The sequence below is a fragment of the Dietzia sp. 179-F 9C3 NHS genome (assembly GCF_045369825.1).
Classification (GTDB): domain Bacteria; phylum Actinomycetota; class Actinomycetes; order Mycobacteriales; family Mycobacteriaceae; genus Dietzia.
In genome coordinates, this window is sequence record NZ_JBIQES010000002.1 from 21,405 (window position 1) to 38,915 (window position 17,511).

The window sequence follows — 17,511 nt, forward strand, 5'->3', positions numbered from 1 at the left end:
ATCCCCGAGTCACCCAGCGCCGGGCCGTGCGCGGGTCGCCTCACCTGTCCTCGAGCGCGCCCTCGGCGTCGAGGAACGCCCGGCGCAACCCGTCGAGGACGGCCGGGTCGGGCTCGGACCACAGGTCGCGGTCGGCGGCTTCGAGCAGCCGTTCGGTCATGCCGTGCAGGGCCCACGGGTTGGACCGGTCGAGGAACTCGCGGTTGACCGGGTCGAGGACGTAGGCCTGCGCGACCTGCTCGTACATCCAGTCGTCCACCACGCCGGTCGTGGCGTCCCAACCGAAGAGGTAGTCGACCGTGGCGGCCATCTCGAACGCGCCCTTGTAGCCGTGGCGGCGCATCGCCTCGATCCAGCGCGGGTTGAGCACGCGGGCGCGGACGATTCGCCCCGTCTCCTCGGTGAGGGTGCGGGTACGCACGCGGTCGGGGGTGGTGGAGTCCCCCACGTAGGCCTTGGGGTCGGCGCCGGTGAGCGCGCGGACCGTGGCCACCATCCCGCCGTGGTACTGGTAGTAGTCGTCCGAATCCAGGACGTCGTGCTCGACCGAGTCGATGTTCTTGGCCGCCACCTCGATGCGCCGGTATGCGCGCCGCATGTCCTCGCCCGCGGGGGCACCGTCGAGTCCGCGTCCGTAGGCGTAGCCGCCCCACTCGGTGTACACGTCGGCAAGGTCGGCGTCGTCGCGCCATGAGCCCGAGTCCACGAGCTGCAGCAGGCCCGCGCCGTAGGTGCCGGGCTTGGAGCCGAACACGCGCGCCGACGCGCCCCTCCGCCCGGCGCCGCCGGCCACGTCCTGCTCGATGTGCGCGCGGACGAAGTTCTGGTCCGCCGGCTCGTCGAGCCCGGCCACGAGCTGCACCGCGTCGTCGAGCAGGTCGAGGACGTGCGGAAAGGCGTCCCGGAAGAACCCGGAGATGCGGACGGTCACGTCGATCCGCGGCCGGCCGAGCTCGTCCGGGTCGATCGCCCGCAGGTCCACGATCCGCCGGCTGGCCTCGTCCCACACCGGCCGCACACCCAGCAGTGCGAACACCTCGGCGATGTCGTCGCCCGAGGTCCGCATGGCGGAGGTACCCCAGACCGACAGGCCCACCGAGCGCGGGTACTCCCCCGTCTCGGCCAGGTGTCGCTCGAGCAGCGAGTCGGCCATGACCTGCCCGGTCTCCCACGCGAGTGGGGTGGGCAGGGCCCGCGGGTCCACCGAGTAGAAGTTCCGCCCGGTGGGCAGCACGTTGATCAGCCCGCGCAGCGGGGAGCCGGAGGGGCCGGCGGGGATGTAGCCGCCGCGGAGGGCGTGCAGCGTGCGGGGCACCTCCTCGGTGGTGGCGAGGAGGCGGGGCACCACCTCGCGGCAGGCGAAGTCGGCGATCCGGGTGACGACGGCGAGGTCGGCCGTCTCCGGCAGCGCGGCGCCCGCGACGGCCTCGTCCACGGACCCCGGGTCCCAGCCGGCGGCCGCGAGCCGGGCGACGAGCCCGCGGGCGAGCGCCTCGGCGGCGTCGACGTCCGCGCGCACCCCGTCGGCCTCGTCCAGGCCGAGGGCCTCCCGGAGTCCGGGCACCGTCTGCTCCCCGCCCCAGAGCTGGCGGGCGCGGAGCATCGCCGTCACCAGGTCCACCAGGTGGTCGCCCTCCGGAGCGGTGGAGAGCACGTGCAGTCCGTCGCGGATCTGGACGTCCTTGATCTCGCACAGCCAGCCGTCGACGTGCATGAGCTGGTCGTCGAACGCCTCCTCGTCCGGGCGTTCCTCCCACCCGAGCTCGCGGTCCATCCGGGCGGCGCTGATGAGCGTCCAGATCTGCTGTCGGATCGCCGGCAGCTTGGCCGGGTCGAGCGCCGAGACGTTCTGGTGCTCGTCGAGCAGCTGCTCCAGCCGGGCGATGTCGCCGTAGGACTCGGCGCGCGCCATGGGCGGCACGAGGTGATCGACGAGCACCGCGTGGGCGCGTCGCTTGGCCTGGGTGCCCTCGCCGGGGTCGTTGACGAGGAACGGGTAGACCAGCGGCAGGTCGCCGATCGCCGCGTCGGGTCCGCACCCGGCGGACAGGCCGACGTTCTTGCCGGGCAGCCACTCCATGTTCCCGTGCTTGCCCACGTGGCACACCGCGTGGGCGCCGAAGCCGCCGGCCCCGACCGGCTCGCGCAGCCACCGGTAGGCGGCCAGGTAGTGGTGGCTCGGGGCGAGGTCGGGGTCGTGGTAGATCGCCACCGGGTTCTCGCCGAAGCCGCGCGGGGGCTGGACCATGACGAGCACGTTGCCGAACTGGAGAGCGGCCACGCAGATCTCGCCGTCGGGGTCCCTGCGCAGCGCCTCGGCCGAGCGGTCCACGTAGAGTTCGCCGGGCGCCGGGCCCCACGCCTGTTCGACGGCGTCCCGCAGCGCCGGGTCGAGGTCGGCGGCCCACCGCCGCCACGTCGCGGCCGGGATGCGGTGCGGGTTGGCGGCGAGCTGCGCCTCGGTGAGCCAGTCCGGGTCCTGTCCGCCGGCGGCGATGAGCGCGTGCATGAGGTCGTCGGGGTGCTCGGTGTCCAGGCCGGGCACCGGATCGGTGCCCAGGTCGTAGCCCTCCTCGCGCATGCCCCGCAGTAGCGCCACCACCGAGGCGGCGGTGTCCAGGCCCACGGCGTTGCCGATCCGTGCGTGCTTGGTGGGGTACGCCGAGAGCATCACGCACACGCGCTTGTCCGCAGCCGGGACGTGGCGCAACCGGGCGTGCCGGACGGCAATGCCGGCCACGCGGGCGCAGCGTTCGACGTCGGGCACGTAGTGTGCCAGGCCGTCGGGATCGAGGTGCTTGAAGGAGAACGGGACGGTGATGACCCGGCCGTCGAACTCCGGCACCGCCACCTGCGTGGCCACGTCGAGCGGCAGCGCGCCCTCGTCGGAGGCCTCCCACGTGTCGCGGTCGCAGGTCAGGCACAACCCCTGGAGGATCGGCATGTCGAGTTCGGCCAGGTGGGCGACGTTCCACGAGTCGTCGTCGCCCCCGGCCGTGGCCGCGGCGGGCGTGGCGCCGCCCGCGGCGAGGACCGTGACCACCGCGGCGTCCACCGTGCGGAGCTCGTCGATGAGCCCGTCGTCGGGCCGGCGCAGCGACGCGCAGTACAGCGGCACCGCCGTGGCGCCCGCGGCGACCACTGCCCGGCACAGCTCCTCGACGTACCGGGTGTTGCCGGCCAGGTGCTGGGCCCGGTAATAGACGACGGCGACGCGCGGGGCCGCCCGGCCGTCGGCGGTCGCGGGCGCGTCCCAGTCGCCCTCGAGCCGTCCCCAGGCGGGGAGCTCGCGCGGCGGGGCGAAGCCGTGTCCGCTCAGGGTGAGCGTGTCGGCGAGAAAGGCCCACAGCTGCGCGAGGTTCTCCGGGCCGCCGAAGGCCAGGTAGTCGTGGGCCTGCCGCGCCACCCCGGCGGGCACTGTGGAGGCGCTCATGAGGTCGGCGTCGGCGGCCTGCTCACCGGACACCACGACGAGCGGCACCCCGGTCGCCGCCAGCACGGACAGGTGGTCGGCGATCGCGTGGCGGCTGCCGAGCTGGCGGTAGACCACCGCGTCGGCGCCGGCCGCGAGCTCGCGGAGCCGGTCTGCGTCGAGGAAACGGGGGTTGCCGAGGCGGTAGTCCGCGCCGCAGGCGCGGGCGGAGAGCAGGTCGGTGTCCGACGTGGACAGCAGCGTGATCATGGCTGGCGAGGGCCTTCCCGGGATATCGCGTCCCAAGCGGGGGCGCCGCGCACGGGTGGCGCGGACGACGAGTGGTCGTTGGGCGCGGGTGAGGTCCGACTCGTCCCGCCGCGTGACGTCTGGCGCCCGCGGCGGGCATCACAGGTGGCGCGACCGTCCCGGGTTCTCACCGGCTTCTCGGCTCCCGTGCCCGCGGCCAGACTATCCCCCGGCCGGTCGACCCGGGCGGCCGCACCACCGGCGGCGGCCTACGCTGGTCCGCGATGAGCCCTTCCCCGCACGGCGAAGCCCCCGACGGCCGCTCCCCCGACGATCGCTGCCCCGGAGTCCTGCGCGTCTTCCCCGCCGCGGACGGCGGGATCGCCCGACTGCGGTTCCCCGGCGGGCGGCTGCGGCCCGCCGACTGGACCGCGCTGGCCGCGATCGCCGCGGACCACGGCGGCGACGTCCACCTCACCTCCCGCGGCAATCTCCAGGTCCGGGGCGTGCGCGACGAAGAGCTGCTGCGCCGGCGCGTGGACGAGCACGGCCTGCTGCCCAGTGCCTCACACGACCGCGTGCGCAACGTCATCGCCTCGCCCCTGGCCGGCCGGCTCGAGGGCCACCACGATCTCGGCGACCTGCCCGAGCGGCTCGACGCCGAGCTGCTCGCCCGCGCGGATGTCACCGCGCTGAGCGGCCGGTTCCTCTTCGGCCTCGACGACGGCTCCGGCGACGTCCTGGCCCACGCGCCCGACCTGGCCGCCGTCGCGGGTGGGCCCGGCCGGCCGGTCCGCGTGTACGTGGCAGGTCGCGACGCCGGCATCGAGGTGCCCCCGGGCGACGCCGCGACCGTCCTGGTGGACGCGGCCGCCGCCTTCGCGCGCGGCGCTGAGGGCACCTGGCGCGTGCCCGGCTCCGGCGACCTGCACGACCTCGTCGTCGGGACCCTCTCCGACCACGAGCGGACCTCCGCCGGCGCCACCGACCCGCGGCCGACCACGGCCGTCGAGGCGCCGCCGGTCGGGTGGGTCGACACCGCCGACGGGCTCGTCACGCTGCTCGCCGTGGTGCCCTTCGGCGTGGTCCCCGCGCGGCTGGCCGAGTTCTTGGGCGCGGTCGAGCGGCCCAGCACGGTCTCCGCGGACAAGGTGATCGGAGTCCACGGCCTCACCGAGGGCATGGCCGAGCAGGTGGTGCGTGTGCTCGCACCCATGGGGATGATCTTCGACGCCGCCTCGCCCTGGGTAGAGGTGACCGCCTGCACCGGGCTGCCGGGCTGCGACAGGTCGCTCACCGACGTCCGATACGATGCCGCCGACGCCGTCCGGCGGGGCGCCCTGCCCGTGGCCGGACCACAGCACTGGGTGGGCTGCGAGCGCGGCTGCGGCTACACCGGTCGCGGAGCGCGTGTGCGGGCCACTGTGGACGGGTACCGCGTGGACCGGTCGTCCGACACCCCCTGATCAGCGAGGACGCATGCCCTACGAGTACGAGACCGACGGCGCCGAGATCTACCGCCGGTCCTTTACCACCATCCGCGCCGAGGCCGACCTCGCCCGCTTCCCCGACGACGTCTCCCGCGTCGTCGTCCGCATGATCCACGCGTGCGGGCAGGTGGACCTGGCCCGCGACGTCGCCTTCTCCCCCGCCGTCGTGGCTGCCGCCCGCGCCGCGCTGTCCGCCGGGGCGCCGATCCTCGCCGACGCGCACATGGTGGCCTCGGGCGTCACCCGGCTTCGGCTGCCCGCGGACAACGAGGTGCTGTGCACCCTGCGCGACGAGCGCACCCCGGGCCTGGCAGCCGAGCTCGGCACCACCCGTTCGGCCGCCGCGCTGGAGCTGTGGCGGGATCGCCTCGACGGCGCTGTGGTGGCGATCGGCAACGCGCCCACGGCGCTGTTCCACCTGCTGGAGATGATCGCAGCCGGGGGGCCGAAGCCAGCCGCGGTGGTGGGCTGCCCGGTCGGGTTCATCGGCGCCGCCGAGTCCAAGGCGGCGCTCGCCGCAGATGCCGCCGAACTGGGCCTGGAGTTCGTCACCGTCCACGGCCGGCGGGGCGGCTCGGCGATCACCGCGGCCGCCCTCAACGCGCTCGCGAGCACCGCCGAATGAGCGGCGACTCCCCCGCACCGGGCACGCTCTACGGCGTCGGGCTCGGCCCGGGCGACCCCGAGCTCGTCACCGTCCGCGGCGCGCGCGTGATCGCCGAGGCCGACGTCGTGGCCTTCCACGCCGCCCGCCACGGCAACTCCATCGCGCGCGACACCGCGGCCGCCTACATGCGCGGCGACCAGCTCGAGGAACTGCTCGTCTACCCGCTGACCGTCGAGGAGACCGACCACCCCGGCGGCTACGAGGCGGCGATCGAGGAGTTCTACGCCGAGGCCGCGCAGCGGCTGGCCGCGCACCTGCGCGCCGGGCGGGACGTAGCCCTGTGCGCGGCCGGCGACCCGCTGTTCTACAGCTCGTTCATGCACATGTACACGCGGCTGTGCGACGAGTTCTCGTGCGAGATCGTGCCCGGAGTGACCGCCGTCTCGGCTGTCTCCGCCGCCGTTACCCGGCCCCTGGTCGAGGGTGAGGAGGTGCTCACCGTCCTGCCCGGCACCCTCGACGAGGCCACGCTCACCGAGCGGCTCGCGCAGACCGACTCGGCCGTGGTCATGAAGCTCGGCCGGACCTTCGCCAAGGTCCGCCGCGCCGTCGCCGCCGCCGGGCGCCTGGACGAGGCCCGGTACGTCGAGCGTGCCACCTGGCCGGCGCAGCGGGTCGAACCGCTCGCCGACGTCGACGCCGACACCGTGCCGTACTTCTCCGCCGCGGTGATCCCCAGTCCCGAGGACACCCGGCGGCGGGTGGCCGGGGTGCCCGCGGGTTCCGCCGGCCACGACGAGGCTCCGCGCCTGGTCGTGATCGGCACCGGTCCGGGCCCGGCCGGCTGGCGCACGCCCGAGGTCGACGCCGCCCTACGCACCGCCACCGACGTGGTCGGCTACGCGACCTACACCCGGCGCGTGCCGCCGCGACCGGGCCAGCGGATCCACTCCTCCGACAACCGCGTGGAGGTCGAGCGTGCCACGTTCGCGCTGGATCTGGCGCGGGCGGGCCGCCGCGTCGTGGTGGTCTCCGGCGGCGATCCCGGGGTGTTCGCCATGGCGTCGGCGGTGTTCGAGGCGGCCGAGGCCGGCGGCTATGCGGATGTGGAGATCGAGGTGCTGCCCGGCGTCACCGCCGCCAGTGCCGTGGCCGCCCGCGCCGGCGCGCCGCTGGGGCACGACTTCGCGATGATCTCCCTCTCCGACCGGCTCAAGCCCTGGGAGGTGGTCGAGGCGCGACTGCGGGCGCTCCTCTCCGCCGACCTCGCCGTCGCCGTCTACAACCCCGCCTCCCGCAGCCGCCGCGAGCAGGTGGTGCGCCTGCGCGACGTCGCGCTCGAGGTGGGCGGCTCGGACCGGGTCGTGATCGTGGGCCGCGACGTCGGCGGGGCCGAGGAGTCGCTCACCGTGACCACCGCCGCCGCGTTCGACCCGGATGTGGTGGACATGCGGACCCTGCTGATCGTGGGGTCCTCGCGCACTCGGGTGCTGGACACCGCGGCCGGGCCGCGGGCGTACACGCCGCGCTCGTACTGAGCGGCCCCGGCCGCTCACCGGCCCCGGCCGCTCACCGAAATCGGCGACTCTGCTGCTGGGTCGGCAGCCCATGTGGGGGTCGCCGACCCAGCAGCAGAGTCGCCGATTGTGCAGAGGTGTGGGGTCGCCGATGTCGGGGCGCGCGGCGCGGGGCCCGGGGCGCGGGCCGGCGGTGGTCAGCGTGAGCCGAACCGGGCGACCAGCCAGCGGGCCGCGTCGTCGACGGTGTGCACGGTCTCGGCCGCCGGCGCCGCGGGTCGGTCCACCATCACCACGGGGATCCGCAGCTCGCGCGCGGCCTCGAGCTTTGCCTCGGTGGCCTCTCCACCGCTGTTCTTGGTCACCAGCACGTCGATCCGGTGCCGCGCCATGAGCGTTCGCTCGGAGTCCACGCCGAACGGACCCCGATCGAGCACCAGCAGGTAGCGGTGCGGCAGGGGCTCCTCGGGCGGTTCGACGCAACGGATGAGGTACGAGCCACGGGTGTCCCCGGCAAAGGAACCGAGCCCCTGTCGCCCGATGGTGAGCATCGGCCGGCGGAAGCGCTCACGGACGGTGCGGGCCGCGGAGTCCATGTCCGGCACGCGGATCCAGGCGTCGTCCTCCCGCGGTTCCCAGGCGGGCCGGTGGAGGCGCAGCAGCGGGACGCCGGTCGCGGCCGTGGCCTCGGAGGCAGACCCGGAGATCCGCTCGGCGAAGGGGTGGGTGGCGTCGATGACGGCGCTCACGTCGTGCTCGCGGAGCCAGCGGGCCAACCCGTCGGGGCCGCCGAACCCCCCGATGCGCACGTCGCCGCGCGGCAGCCGGGGGCGGGAGACCCGCCCGGCGAGCGAGGTGACGACGTCGAGGCCCGCGGAATCGAGTAGGTCGGCCAGCTGGCGACCCTCGCTGGTACCACCCAACACGAGGATCCGGCGCGGCGGCGAGGCGGGGGTCGGCGGCGTGACCGGCGGTGAGGGGGTCGCCGCACCGCAGGGCGTGGGTGCGCAGACGGTACGCCCCTCGGCGTCGCGCGGACGGTCGTCGGAGTACAGGAAGCTGCGGAGCGTGTCGTCGGTGCCCCCGCGTTCCAGCACGCGCCCCACGATGATCACGGCGGTGCGGGTGACGCCGGCCTCCTCGACCTTTCCGGCGATGTCGGCGAGCGTGCCCCGCAGGGCCACCTCGTCGGGGCGGCTGGCGAACGCCACCACGGCCGCCGGGCAGCCGGCGCCGTAGATCGATGTGAGTTCGCGGACCACGCGCGGCATCTGGGCCGCGGCGAGGTGGATGACGGCGGTGGCGCCGGACGCACACACCGAGGCCAGGTCCTCCCCCGGCGGCATCGGCGTGGCGCGGCCATCGACTCGGGTGAGGATCACCGACTGGGAGACGTGCGGGACCGTCAGTTCCACCCCGAGACCGGCTGCCGCGGCAGCGAAGGAGGGGACCCCGGGGACGATCTCCCAGTCGATCCCCTCGGCGTCGAGCGCCCGGATCTGCTCGTCGACCGCCGAGTACACGGACGGGTCGCCGGAGTGCAGGCGCGCGACGTCGTCACCCCGGGCGTGGGCGGCACGGATCTCGGCCAGGATCTCGCCGAGTGGCATGCGGGCGGTGTTGACGATCCGCGCGGTGGGCGGACAGGACGCCAGTACCTCGCGCGGGACGATGCTACCGGCGTAGAGGCAGGTCCCGCAGCGGGCGACGAGGCGGGCCGCGCGGAGCGTGAGCAGGTCCGCGGCGCCGGGGCCGGCGCCGATGAAGTACACGGTCACGGGGTGGACCCCTCCTCGGACGGTTCGACGGGTTTGACGCACTCCAGGTGGACGACGGGTCGCGCCGGCCGCCACCCGGTGAACGACCCGAGCGGTTCGGCGGTCTCCACCCCGAGTCGGGTGAGCGTGCCGCCATGGGTCGCGTGCCGGTCGGCGAGCACACGCTCGGACTCGAGCGTCACGGCCGCGGCTACGAGCCGGCCGCCCGGTCGCAGCGCGTCCCAACAGGCGTCGAGCAACCCGGGCGCTGTAACGCCACCGCCGACGAACACCGCGTCGGGCCGCGGCAGCCCGTCGAGCGCGGCGGGAGCCGCGCCCTCGACGACATCCAGGCCGGGAACGCCTAGCCGGATTGCGTTGGCGCGGATCCGGCCGGCGCGACCGGGGTCGCGCTCGACGGCCACCGCGCGGGCACCGGGCGCCATCCGCGACCACTCGATGCCGATCGACCCGGACCCGCCGCCGATGTCCCACAGCAGGGCGCCGGGGTGCGGGTCGAGCGCGGCCACGGTGACGGCGCGGGCGACGCGCTTGGTCAGTTGGCCGTCATTCGCGTAGGCCGCGTCGGGCAGTCCCGGGGCGGGGCCGCCGGGAACAACGGCCGCACCGGGGGCGGCCCGGTATTCGACGGCGGCCACGCACAGGTCGGACCACCGCGCCGAGGCCCCGGTGATCTCGATGGCGCCGGTGAGTTCGGTGGCGGTGAGGGCGTGTCGCGACTCCGCCCGTGCGCCGAGGTCGGCGAGGACGGTGAGCGCGCTCTCCCCCAGACCGGCGTCGACGAGCACTCGGGCCAGGGCGGCGGGCGTCGAGGCGTCGCGGCACAGCACGAGGGCCCGCCCTCCGGGCCGCGCGGTGGCCAGGACGACGTGCGGGTCCGCGGTGACGCACGAGTGCACGTCGAGGCCGGCGAGCGGCCAGCCCAGGCGGGCGGCGGCCAGCGACGCCGAGGACGGGGCGGGGTACACGTGGAGCCGCTGTGGGCCGATGATCCGGGCGAGCGTGGAGCCGATCCCGTGGAACATCGGGTCGCCGCTGGCGACGATCGCGGCGTCGGAGCGGGCGATCTCCCCGAACAGTACGGGCAGCGCGGGGACGAGCGGCGACGGCCACGGGTACAGAGGCACACCGAGGTCCGCGACCAGCTCGAGCTGGCGGGGCGAACCGTGGATCGCGGTGGCCGCCTCGAGAACCCGGCGGGACCGCGGGGCGAGCCCGTCGAGGCCGTCGGCGCCGACGCCGACGACGGGGACCGGCGCGCTCACCGCGGCATCCGCCGCCACACCGGCTGCGGCACGAGGCGGGCCACCGCGAACATCACGCGGAGCTGCCACGGGATCCACACGACGCCGGCCCTGCGGGCCAGCACACGCTCCACCACGGCGTCGGCCACCTGGTCGGGAGTCGAGGAGAACGGTGCCGGGTCCATCCCCTCGGTCATGCGGCCGATGACGAAGCCCGGCCGCGGGATGACGAGGGTGACCCCGGTGCCGTGGAGCGCGTCGGCCATGCCGGAGGCGAACCCGTCGAGGCCGGCCTTGGCCGAGCCGTACACGTAGTTGGCGCGACGCACGCGCTGGCCGGCGACCGAGGAGAAGGCGACCAGCACGCCTCGTCGTCGCGGCTTCATCCGTTCGGCGAGCACGGTGAGCAGCGCGGCCTGGGCCACGAAGTCGGTGTGCAGGATACGTGCGGCCTCGGCGGCGTCCCGCTCGGCCACGGACTGGTCGCCGAGGATGCCGAACGCCAGCACGGCGATCGCGATCTCCCCGACCTGCGCCTCGATGTGTTCCACGACGCGCTTGTGGGAGCCGAGGTCGTCGGCGTCGAACTCCACCAGCTCGACCCGGATGGCGCCCGCGGCGAGCAGCGGGTCGGCGAGGTCGGCGGTGGCGCCGCCGGGGCGGGACGCCAGCACGACCGTCCGCCCGGCGGCGAGGCGCCGGGCCACGGCCAGGCCGATCTCGCTGCGTCCACCGAAGACCACCACGACCTCGCCGGCCGGGGCCGGGCCGGGCGGCGCGGAGCCGACTGCCGTGGGGCCGGTCGCCGGGCGGTCAGAGGACGGGGAGTCGGGGGCGGACATGCGTCCCAGTCTCCCACGCGGCCCGTCGGGTCCGGCGTCGGCTCGCTGTGGCAGGCTCGCGGCCATGGCCCACACCCTCGCCGACCTCTCCCCCGAGGCCCACGCGTTTCTCGCCGAGTACCACCTGGGGACGCTCACCACCCTCCGCGCGGACGGATCGCCGCACGTCGTGGCCGTGGGCTTCACGGTGGATTCCGACGGCGGGCTGGCGCGCGTGATCACCCGGCGGGGCTCGCAGAAGGCGCGCAACGCGGCTCGCGGCGGGAGGGCGGCCGTCTCACATGTCGACGGGGCGCGCTGGCTGACGTTCGAAGGTTCCGTGCGGCTGCTCACCGACGCCGCCTCGGTCCGTGAGGGCGAACGCCGCTACGCGCTGCGCTACCGCGAGCCCACGCCCAACCCCGAGCGCGTCGTGGTGGCGATCGAGGTGGACCGCGTCCTGGGCTCGGCGCGGATGTTCACCTGCCCCGCCTGACCCCCTTCCAACAGCGATGATCGCGTCCAACAGCGTGCATGACCGCTGTTGCAGACGGTTACCGCTGTTGGAGGGAGAGGACCGGCGCGACCTGCGCAACCCCGGGATCAGCCGCCGAGCACCGTGAGCCCGCGCGGGCCGGCGTTGAGCGCGCGGCAGCCGTCGGCGGTCACCGCGACGATGTCCTCCAGGCGTGCGCCCCAGCGGCCGGGGACGTACACGCCGGGCTCCACGGAGAAGGTCATGCCCTCCTCGAGGACCGTCGTGGCGCCCGGGGCGACGAACGGCGGCTCGTGCAGACCCAGCCCGATGCCGTGCCCGGTGCGGTGGATGAACAGCTCGCCGAGGCCGGCCGCGGCGAGCGACTCGCGGGCGGCGGCGTCCACCTCGCCGATCGCTACCCCGGGCCGCACGGCCTCGCGGGCCAGACGCTGGGCTTCTTCGAGCGCGGCGTAGGCCTCGGCGACGTCGGCCGGGGGCTCGCCCATGGCGTAGGTGCGCGTGCAGTCCGAGTGGTAACCGCTGGGCAGCGGCCCGCCGATGTCCACCACCACGATGTCGCCGGCCGCGATCACCCGGTCGGAGACCCCGTGGTGCGGGTCGGCGCCGTTGGGGCCGGAGCCCACGATGACGAACTCGGCGTGCGTCAGGCCCTCGGCCTCGATCGCGGCGGTGATGAGCTCGCCCGCCTCGCGCTCGGTGCGCCCCACGCGGAGGAACTCCCCCATCCGCGCGTGGACGGCGTCGATGCGCCGGGCGGCCTCGGCGAGCTGCTCGATCTCCTCGGGGGTCTTGACGGCCCGGACCGCGTCGATCACGTCGGTCGCCAGCACGACCTCGCCGTCGACGCCCCGGCCGAGCGGCACGACGTGCAGGGCGGGCAGTGCCCCGGACACGGCGACGCGGCCGGACACCAGCCCCACGACGAGGGCGACGGCGTCGGTGCCGTCGGACCACGGCTGCGGCTCCGCGCCCACGCGCGCGGCGGCGCGGCGGACGGTGTCGGTGAGCTCGAGGGACGGGACGACGAGGACGGGCGAGCCGCCGGCCGCGGGGATCACCAGCGCGGTGAGCCGCTCGTGTGAGTCGATCCGCTCGCCGGTGAGGTAGGCCATGTCCTCGCCCGAGGAGACCACGAGGTGGTCGATCCCGAGCTCGCGGGCCCGGTCACGGACCGCCCCGAGCCGGTGGGCGTGAATCCCGGTGGAGTCGTTCATGCGTCCACCCTATGCGTGCCGCCGGGCCCCGCGCCGTGCGGCGGACTAGCCTGGCGGGGCCGGACCCGATGATGATTCCCGAGGAGGCGCGGTGGACGATGGCCCGCTCATGGTGCTCGACAGCGCGGGGCTGTGGTTTCGCGCGTTCCACTCCGTGCCGGAGAAGATCACCGGCCCCGACGGCGCCGCCGCCAACGCGGTGCGCGGCTTCTGCGACATGACCGCGGTGCTGCTCGAGGAGTACCGGCCGGCCGGGCTCATCGCCGCCCTGGACCGGGACTGGCGTCCGGACTGGCGCGTCGAGCTGGTGCCGTCGTATAAGGAGCACCGGGTGGGCGCTGACGGCGAGGAGGAGGCCCCCGACTCGCTGGCGCCCCAGGTGGAGTCGATCGGCGCGATCCTCGCCGCCTCCGGGATCTCCCGGGCCGGGGCCGCGGGCGCTGAGGCCGACGACGTGATCGCGTCGCTGGCCGCCCGCGAGCGCGAGGTGCTGGTGGTGACCGGCGACCGCGACCTGTTCCAGCTGGCCTCTCCCACGACCACGGTGGTGTACGTGGGCGCCGGGATGCGCAAGCGGCTTGCCTACACCCCGGAGGTCGTGGCGGAACGCTTCGACCTGCCGGTCGGCGCCGACGCCGCGGTGTACGCCGACTACGCCGTGCTCGTGGGCGACGCCTCCGACGGACTGCCCGGTGTCGCGGGGATCGGGGCCAAGACCGCGGCCACGCTGCTGCGCCGGTACGGCGACCTCGACGGGATCGTCACCGCGGCCGCCGACCCCGGCTCCGACCTCACCCCCCGGCGGCGCTCCGCGGTCGCCGACGCCGCCGACTACCTGACCGCCGCCCGCGGGGTCGTCCGGCTGGGCGGTCGGGATTTCGCGGTGGAGTTCGACGGCGACCCCGACGGCCGCCGGGGTCCGGTGGATCGCGACGGACTCGACGCGCTCGCGGAGGCCACCGGCCAGGGGCGTGCGATCCGCCGGCTCGTCGAGGCGACCGCGGTGCTCGACGTCGACTGATCCGGCCGCTCAGGCCATGTGGTCGAGCACGACGCCGCGCCGCAGGGCCCCGACGGCCGAGCGGGCGGTCCGCGCGAGTGCGGGCTCGGCGACGTTGCCCACCTGCGCCAGCACGTCCAGGACGAGCCGGGCGGAGCGGACGAAGTCGCCGGCGGTGAGCTCGACCCCCTCCTGCCACGACGCGGCGAGGATGGAGGCGAGAGACCCGCCGGACACCCAGTGGTGCAGCACGGGCGCGAGACCGGCGTCGAGGTCGGGGGTCGTGGGCAGCCGGTGCGTGCGCTCGACGGCCGCCACGTCCTCTGCGACGCGCGCGGTCTCGGCGAGCGCGAGTCGCAGCATCTCGTCGGAGGGCTCACGGATCGCCGACTCGGTGCGCGGGTGCGCCACGACGGTGGCGATGACGGCCGCGAGCCCGGCGGCGTCGAGCCCGTTCCATACGCCGCGGCGCAGGCACTCGGCCACGAAGAGGTCCTGCTCGGTGTGCACGCCGGCCAGGAGACGGCCGGCGTCGGTGGCGCGCAGTGCGCCGTCCTCGCGCCCCAGGTAGCCGAGCTGTTCGAGCAGCTCGACGATGCCGCGGAAGCGGCGGGCGAGCGAGTCGGCATCGGCGTCGACCTCGGCGGTGAGCGCGTCCACGTCGGCTGCCGCGCGCGCCCACCGTTCGTACAGGCGCGCCAGTTTCTCGGTGTGCGGGTCGGCGTGGAGGTGGTGCTCGCGAAGGGCGCGGCGGGTGCGGGCGATGCGCGGGTCCTTGCGTACCGGCTTGCCGCCCCCGTTCCTGAGCCGGCCCCGTGCCTTGCCGCGCAGCCCCTCCATGCGGTGCAGCAGCGCCTTCTTGGCGCGCCCGTCGAGCCGGCGGCGCCCCTTGGGCAGGTCCACCCGGCCCACCGGGATCGGGGGCGCGGCGAAGTCGTGGCGGCGCAGCCAGCCGGTCCAGCCGCTGTCGGTGAGGCACAGTAGCGCGGGGTCGGCGGGGATGTCGGTGCGGACCTGCAGGACGGTGGCCACCATCCCGAAGCGCTTGCGGCCGACGGTGATCACCGAGCCGGGCGTCTGCTTGAGCATGGCCACGCGCACGGCCTCGAGGCGGTCGTCACGGCTGGACTTCTCGACGGAGCGCTCGAGGCGGCTGAGCTCGGCGCGTAGCCGCATGTACTCGTGGAGGTCCTCGCCGCCGCCGGCCTCCTCGAGGTCGGCGCGCATCCGGTCGCGCTCCGTGATGCGGCGCTCGATGGCCCGCGTCCGGGAGACCAGCGTCCGGTCGGTCTGGTACTGGGCGAACGAGCGCCCGATGAGCGAGGTGGCCTCGGCGACGCCCATCCGCTCGACCAGGTTGACCGCCATCGAGTAGTCGGGGGTGAACGCGCTGCGCAGCGGGAAGCGCGGGGTGTCCACGAGCGCGGCGAGGGCGTCCAGGTCGAGGTCCGGCTGGTCCAGGACCACCGCGGTGCCCTTGGTGTCGATCCCCCGGCGCCCGGCGCGGCCGGTGATCTGGGAGTACTCGGCCGAGGTGAGCAAGGCGTGGGTCTCGCCGTCGAACTTGGTGGTCTTCTCCAGCACCACGGCGCGGGCGGGCATGTGGATGCCCAGCGCGAGGGTCTCGGTGGCAAAGACGACCTTGATGAGCCCGGCCGAGAACAGCTCCTCCACGACGGTGCGGAAGAGTGGCAGCATGCCGGCGTGGTGGGCGGCGATCCCGGCGACGAGTCCGGCGCGGAACGCGTCGTAGTCCAGCGCGTCGAGGTCGTGCCGTGGCACGTCCGCGCACGCGGCGTCGACGTGGGAGGCGATCCGCCGCGCCTCCTCGCCGGTGGTCAGGCGCAGCCGGGCCCGGCGCATCTGCGCCACCGCGCCGTCGCAGCCGGCGCGGGAGAAGACGAAGTAGATGGCGGGCAGGAGCCGCTCGTCGTCGAGCCGTTCGATGACGTCCCGGCGCCGCGCCCACGGCGCCCGCGACCGGCCGGCCACGCGTTCGTCGTGGTACCCGGTCCGGCGCCGACGGCGCTGTTCGGCGGCGGCTCGCACGGGGACGAGGTCGCCCTCGGTGTAGAGCATGTGAGCGAGCGGGACCGGCCGGTGCTCGGAGAGCACGACGGCCGTGTCGCCGAGCACCTCGCCGAGCCAGGCCCCCAGCTCGTCGGTGTTGCTCAGCGTGGCCGACAGGCCCACGAGCTGCACCGCCGGGTCGAGGGTGAGGATGATCTCCTCCCACACCACCCCGCGGGAGCGGTCCCCGAGGTAGTGGATCTCGTCCATCACCACGCACTCCAGGTCGTGGAGCGCGGAGGAACCGGAGTAGATCATGTTCCGGAGGACCTCGGTGGTCATGACGACGACGGGGGCGTCCGCGTCAATCGAGTGGTCGCCGGTGAGCAGGCCCACGTTCTCGGGGCCGAACCGGCGCCGGAACTGCCGGAACTTCTGGTTGCTCAGTGCCTTGATCGGCGTCGTGTAGAAGCAGCGTCCGCCGCGGGCGAGCGCGCGGTAGGCGGCGTACTCACCCACCAGGGTCTTGCCGGAGCCGGTGGGCGCCGAGACGAGCAGGTTGCGGCCGGCGTCGAGGGCGGCAAACGCCTCGAGCTGGAAGGGGTCGGGGTCGAAGCCCTCTCCGGAGAGGAACGAGTCGAGAAGGTGGCCGTCCTCGGCGGGCCCGGGGACGTCAGAGGGTGTCGTCATACAGCGTTCCGCCCGTCGGCGCCTGCAGGGGCCGTCCGGGCGTGAGGGGGGCGGGTGCGGCCACGGGCTCGGGGGCCGGGACCGACCCCGACCCGTCGAGGCCGCCGGCGGGGGCGATCGGCGAGGCCGACTCGTCGTCCACGTCCAGCCAGTCCTCGCGCTGTGTGGCGCGGCGCTTGTCGTGGATGCGGGCGAACTGGATGGAGGCCTCCACGAGGACACACACGGCCAGGGCCAGCGCGAGCATGGAGAACGGGTCCTGGCCGGGCGAGGCCACCGCCGCGAACACGAAGATGCCCATGATGATGCCGCGGCGCGACCGGGCCAGCGTCTCGTACCGCACCACCCCGGCCACGTTGAGCATGGCGATGAGCAGGGGGATCTCGAAGCTCACGCCAAAGATGAGGATGAGCTGGATGAGGAAGGAGAAGTACTGGGTGCCGGACAGCGCCGTGGTCTGGACGTTGTCGCCGATCGAGAGCAGGAACTCGAGGGCGTGGACGATGACGACGTAGGCGAGGACGGCTCCGCCCACGAAGAGCAGAGCCGCGAGGATCGTGAAGGTGATCCCGTAGCGCTTCTCGTTCTTGTGGAGGCCGGGGGTGACAAACGCCCAGATCTGGTACAGCCAGACCGGGCTGGCGAGGACGATCCCGGCCGTGGCCGCCACCTTGAGGCGGAGCATGAACTGCTCGAACGGGCCGGTGGCCAGCAGGCGGCACTCCTCGCCGTCACCACCGAGCTGCATGCGTGCGCCGGGCGGGATGTCGCAGTACGGGCCGGTGAGGATCTCGCCCAAGGAGGGGATGCCGAAGAACCCGCTGCCGTACCAGAAGAAACCGAACCCCAGCGTCACGACGATCGCGCCGAGCGAGATGAGCAGGCGCTTGCGGAGCTCGTAGATGTGCTCGATGAGCGGCATCGTGCCGTCGGGGTTGCGGCGCCGACGCCGCAGACGGGGCGTGCGACGACCGACGCCC

12 protein-coding genes and 1 pseudogene are annotated in these 17,511 nt (G+C 74.6%); 5 read left to right on the forward strand and 8 right to left on the reverse strand.

All coding sequences use genetic code 11. From position 1 onward, the window contains the following. Positions 1–40: 40 nt before the first annotated feature. Complete coding sequence (gene cobN / locus ACH0BZ_RS02480; RefSeq protein ID WP_406896369.1) at positions 41–3,682, reverse strand: cobaltochelatase subunit CobN; 3,642 nt, start codon at positions 3,680–3,682, stop codon at positions 41–43. Positions 3,683–3,945: 263 nt separating this feature from the next. On the opposite strand from cobN, the gene ACH0BZ_RS02485 reads away from it, so the two are divergent. Genes ACH0BZ_RS02485 through cobJ form a run of 3 tightly spaced genes read left to right on the forward strand, consistent with a single transcriptional unit; the run spans position 3,946 to position 7,296 of the window. After that, a complete protein-coding gene (locus ACH0BZ_RS02485) occupies positions 3,946–5,127 on the forward strand; it encodes a precorrin-3B synthase (RefSeq protein ID WP_406896370.1) in 1,182 nt (393 codons plus the stop codon). 13 nt (positions 5,128–5,140) lie between these two features. Beyond that, complete coding sequence (locus ACH0BZ_RS02490; protein ID WP_406896371.1) at positions 5,141–5,776, forward strand: precorrin-8X methylmutase; 636 nt, start codon at positions 5,141–5,143, stop codon at positions 5,774–5,776. Continuing rightward, positions 5,773–7,296, forward strand: a complete 1,524-nt coding sequence (gene cobJ / locus ACH0BZ_RS02495) for a precorrin-3B C(17)-methyltransferase (RefSeq protein WP_406896372.1) — start codon at positions 5,773–5,775, stop codon at positions 7,294–7,296. The genes ACH0BZ_RS02490 and cobJ overlap by 4 nt, the downstream gene beginning before the upstream one ends. A gap of 176 nt (positions 7,297–7,472) precedes the next feature. On the opposite strand, the gene ACH0BZ_RS02500 is transcribed toward cobJ, so the two are convergent. From ACH0BZ_RS02500 to ACH0BZ_RS02515, 4 genes and pseudogenes are all read right to left on the reverse strand, one after another. Then, complete coding sequence (locus ACH0BZ_RS02500) at positions 7,473–8,201, reverse strand: cobalt-precorrin-6A reductase (protein ID WP_406896772.1); 729 nt, start codon at positions 8,199–8,201, stop codon at positions 7,473–7,475. 78 nt (positions 8,202–8,279) lie between these two features. Next, positions 8,280–9,053: pseudogene (gene cobM, locus ACH0BZ_RS02505) on the reverse strand (precorrin-4 C(11)-methyltransferase); the annotation flags it as partial. Next, on the reverse strand, positions 9,050–10,318 hold the full coding sequence (gene cbiE / locus ACH0BZ_RS02510) for a precorrin-6y C5,15-methyltransferase (decarboxylating) subunit CbiE (RefSeq protein ID WP_406896374.1): 1,269 nt from the start codon (positions 10,316–10,318) through the stop codon (positions 9,050–9,052). The pseudogene cobM and the gene cbiE, both read right to left, overlap by 4 nt. Then, positions 10,315–11,139 carry an SDR family NAD(P)-dependent oxidoreductase gene (locus tag ACH0BZ_RS02515; RefSeq protein ID WP_406896375.1) on the reverse strand — a complete coding sequence of 275 codons (825 nt, stop codon included), beginning with the start codon at positions 11,137–11,139 and terminating at the stop codon, positions 10,315–10,317. Before ACH0BZ_RS02515 ends, cbiE begins: the two co-directional genes overlap by 4 nt. A 64-nt stretch (positions 11,140–11,203) precedes the next feature. Between ACH0BZ_RS02515 and ACH0BZ_RS02520 the strand changes: the two genes are divergently transcribed. Next, positions 11,204–11,614 (forward strand): pyridoxamine 5'-phosphate oxidase family protein, encoded by a 411-nt coding sequence (locus tag ACH0BZ_RS02520; protein ID WP_406896376.1) that lies wholly within the window; start codon positions 11,204–11,206, stop codon positions 11,612–11,614. A 107-nt stretch (positions 11,615–11,721) separates the two neighbouring features. On the opposite strand, the gene ACH0BZ_RS02525 is transcribed toward ACH0BZ_RS02520, so the two are convergent. Beyond that, positions 11,722–12,831 carry a M24 family metallopeptidase gene (locus tag ACH0BZ_RS02525; protein ID WP_406896377.1) on the reverse strand — a complete coding sequence of 370 codons (1,110 nt, stop codon included), beginning with the start codon at positions 12,829–12,831 and terminating at the stop codon, positions 11,722–11,724. A 91-nt stretch (positions 12,832–12,922) separates the two neighbouring features. On the opposite strand from ACH0BZ_RS02525, the gene ACH0BZ_RS02530 reads away from it, so the two are divergent. Continuing rightward, the gene (locus tag ACH0BZ_RS02530) at positions 12,923–13,852 is read left to right on the forward strand and encodes a 5'-3' exonuclease H3TH domain-containing protein (RefSeq protein ID WP_406896378.1); all 930 of its coding nucleotides are present in this window, start codon (positions 12,923–12,925) and stop codon (positions 13,850–13,852) included. A gap of 9 nt (positions 13,853–13,861) precedes the next feature. On the opposite strand, the gene ACH0BZ_RS02535 is transcribed toward ACH0BZ_RS02530, so the two are convergent. Both ACH0BZ_RS02535 and tatC read right to left on the reverse strand, forming a co-directional pair. After that, positions 13,862–16,531 carry a DEAD/DEAH box helicase gene (locus ACH0BZ_RS02535; RefSeq protein ID WP_406896379.1) on the reverse strand — a complete coding sequence of 890 codons (2,670 nt, stop codon included), beginning with the start codon at positions 16,529–16,531 and terminating at the stop codon, positions 13,862–13,864. Beyond that, positions 16,515–17,453, reverse strand: coding sequence for a twin-arginine translocase subunit TatC (gene tatC, locus ACH0BZ_RS02540; protein WP_406896773.1), 939 nt, complete (start codon positions 17,451–17,453; stop codon positions 16,515–16,517). The genes ACH0BZ_RS02535 and tatC overlap by 17 nt, the downstream gene beginning before the upstream one ends. Positions 17,454–17,511: the final 58 nt, after the last annotated feature.

What these genes read in the sequence shown, in the direction of transcription:
- ACH0BZ_RS02515 (WP_406896375.1), bottom strand. Translation starts at nt 11,139, where the DNA reads ATGTCCGCCCCCGACTCCCCGTCCTCTGACCGCCCGGCGACCGGCCCC.
- ACH0BZ_RS02485 (WP_406896370.1), top strand. Translation starts at nt 3,946, where the DNA reads ATGAGCCCTTCCCCGCACGGCGAAGCCCCCGACGGCCGCTCCCCCGAC.
- tatC (WP_406896773.1), bottom strand. Translation starts at nt 17,453, where the DNA reads ATGCCGCTCATCGAGCACATCTACGAGCTCCGCAAGCGCCTGCTCATC.
- ACH0BZ_RS02525 (WP_406896377.1), bottom strand. Translation starts at nt 12,831, where the DNA reads ATGAACGACTCCACCGGGATTCACGCCCACCGGCTCGGGGCGGTCCGT.
- cobN (WP_406896369.1), bottom strand. Translation starts at nt 3,682, where the DNA reads ATGATCACGCTGCTGTCCACGTCGGACACCGACCTGCTCTCCGCCCGC.
- ACH0BZ_RS02520 (WP_406896376.1), top strand. Translation starts at nt 11,204, where the DNA reads ATGGCCCACACCCTCGCCGACCTCTCCCCCGAGGCCCACGCGTTTCTC.
- cobJ (WP_406896372.1), top strand. Translation starts at nt 5,773, where the DNA reads ATGAGCGGCGACTCCCCCGCACCGGGCACGCTCTACGGCGTCGGGCTC.
- ACH0BZ_RS02490 (WP_406896371.1), top strand. Translation starts at nt 5,141, where the DNA reads ATGCCCTACGAGTACGAGACCGACGGCGCCGAGATCTACCGCCGGTCC.
- ACH0BZ_RS02535 (WP_406896379.1), bottom strand. Translation starts at nt 16,531, where the DNA reads ATGACGACACCCTCTGACGTCCCCGGGCCCGCCGAGGACGGCCACCTT.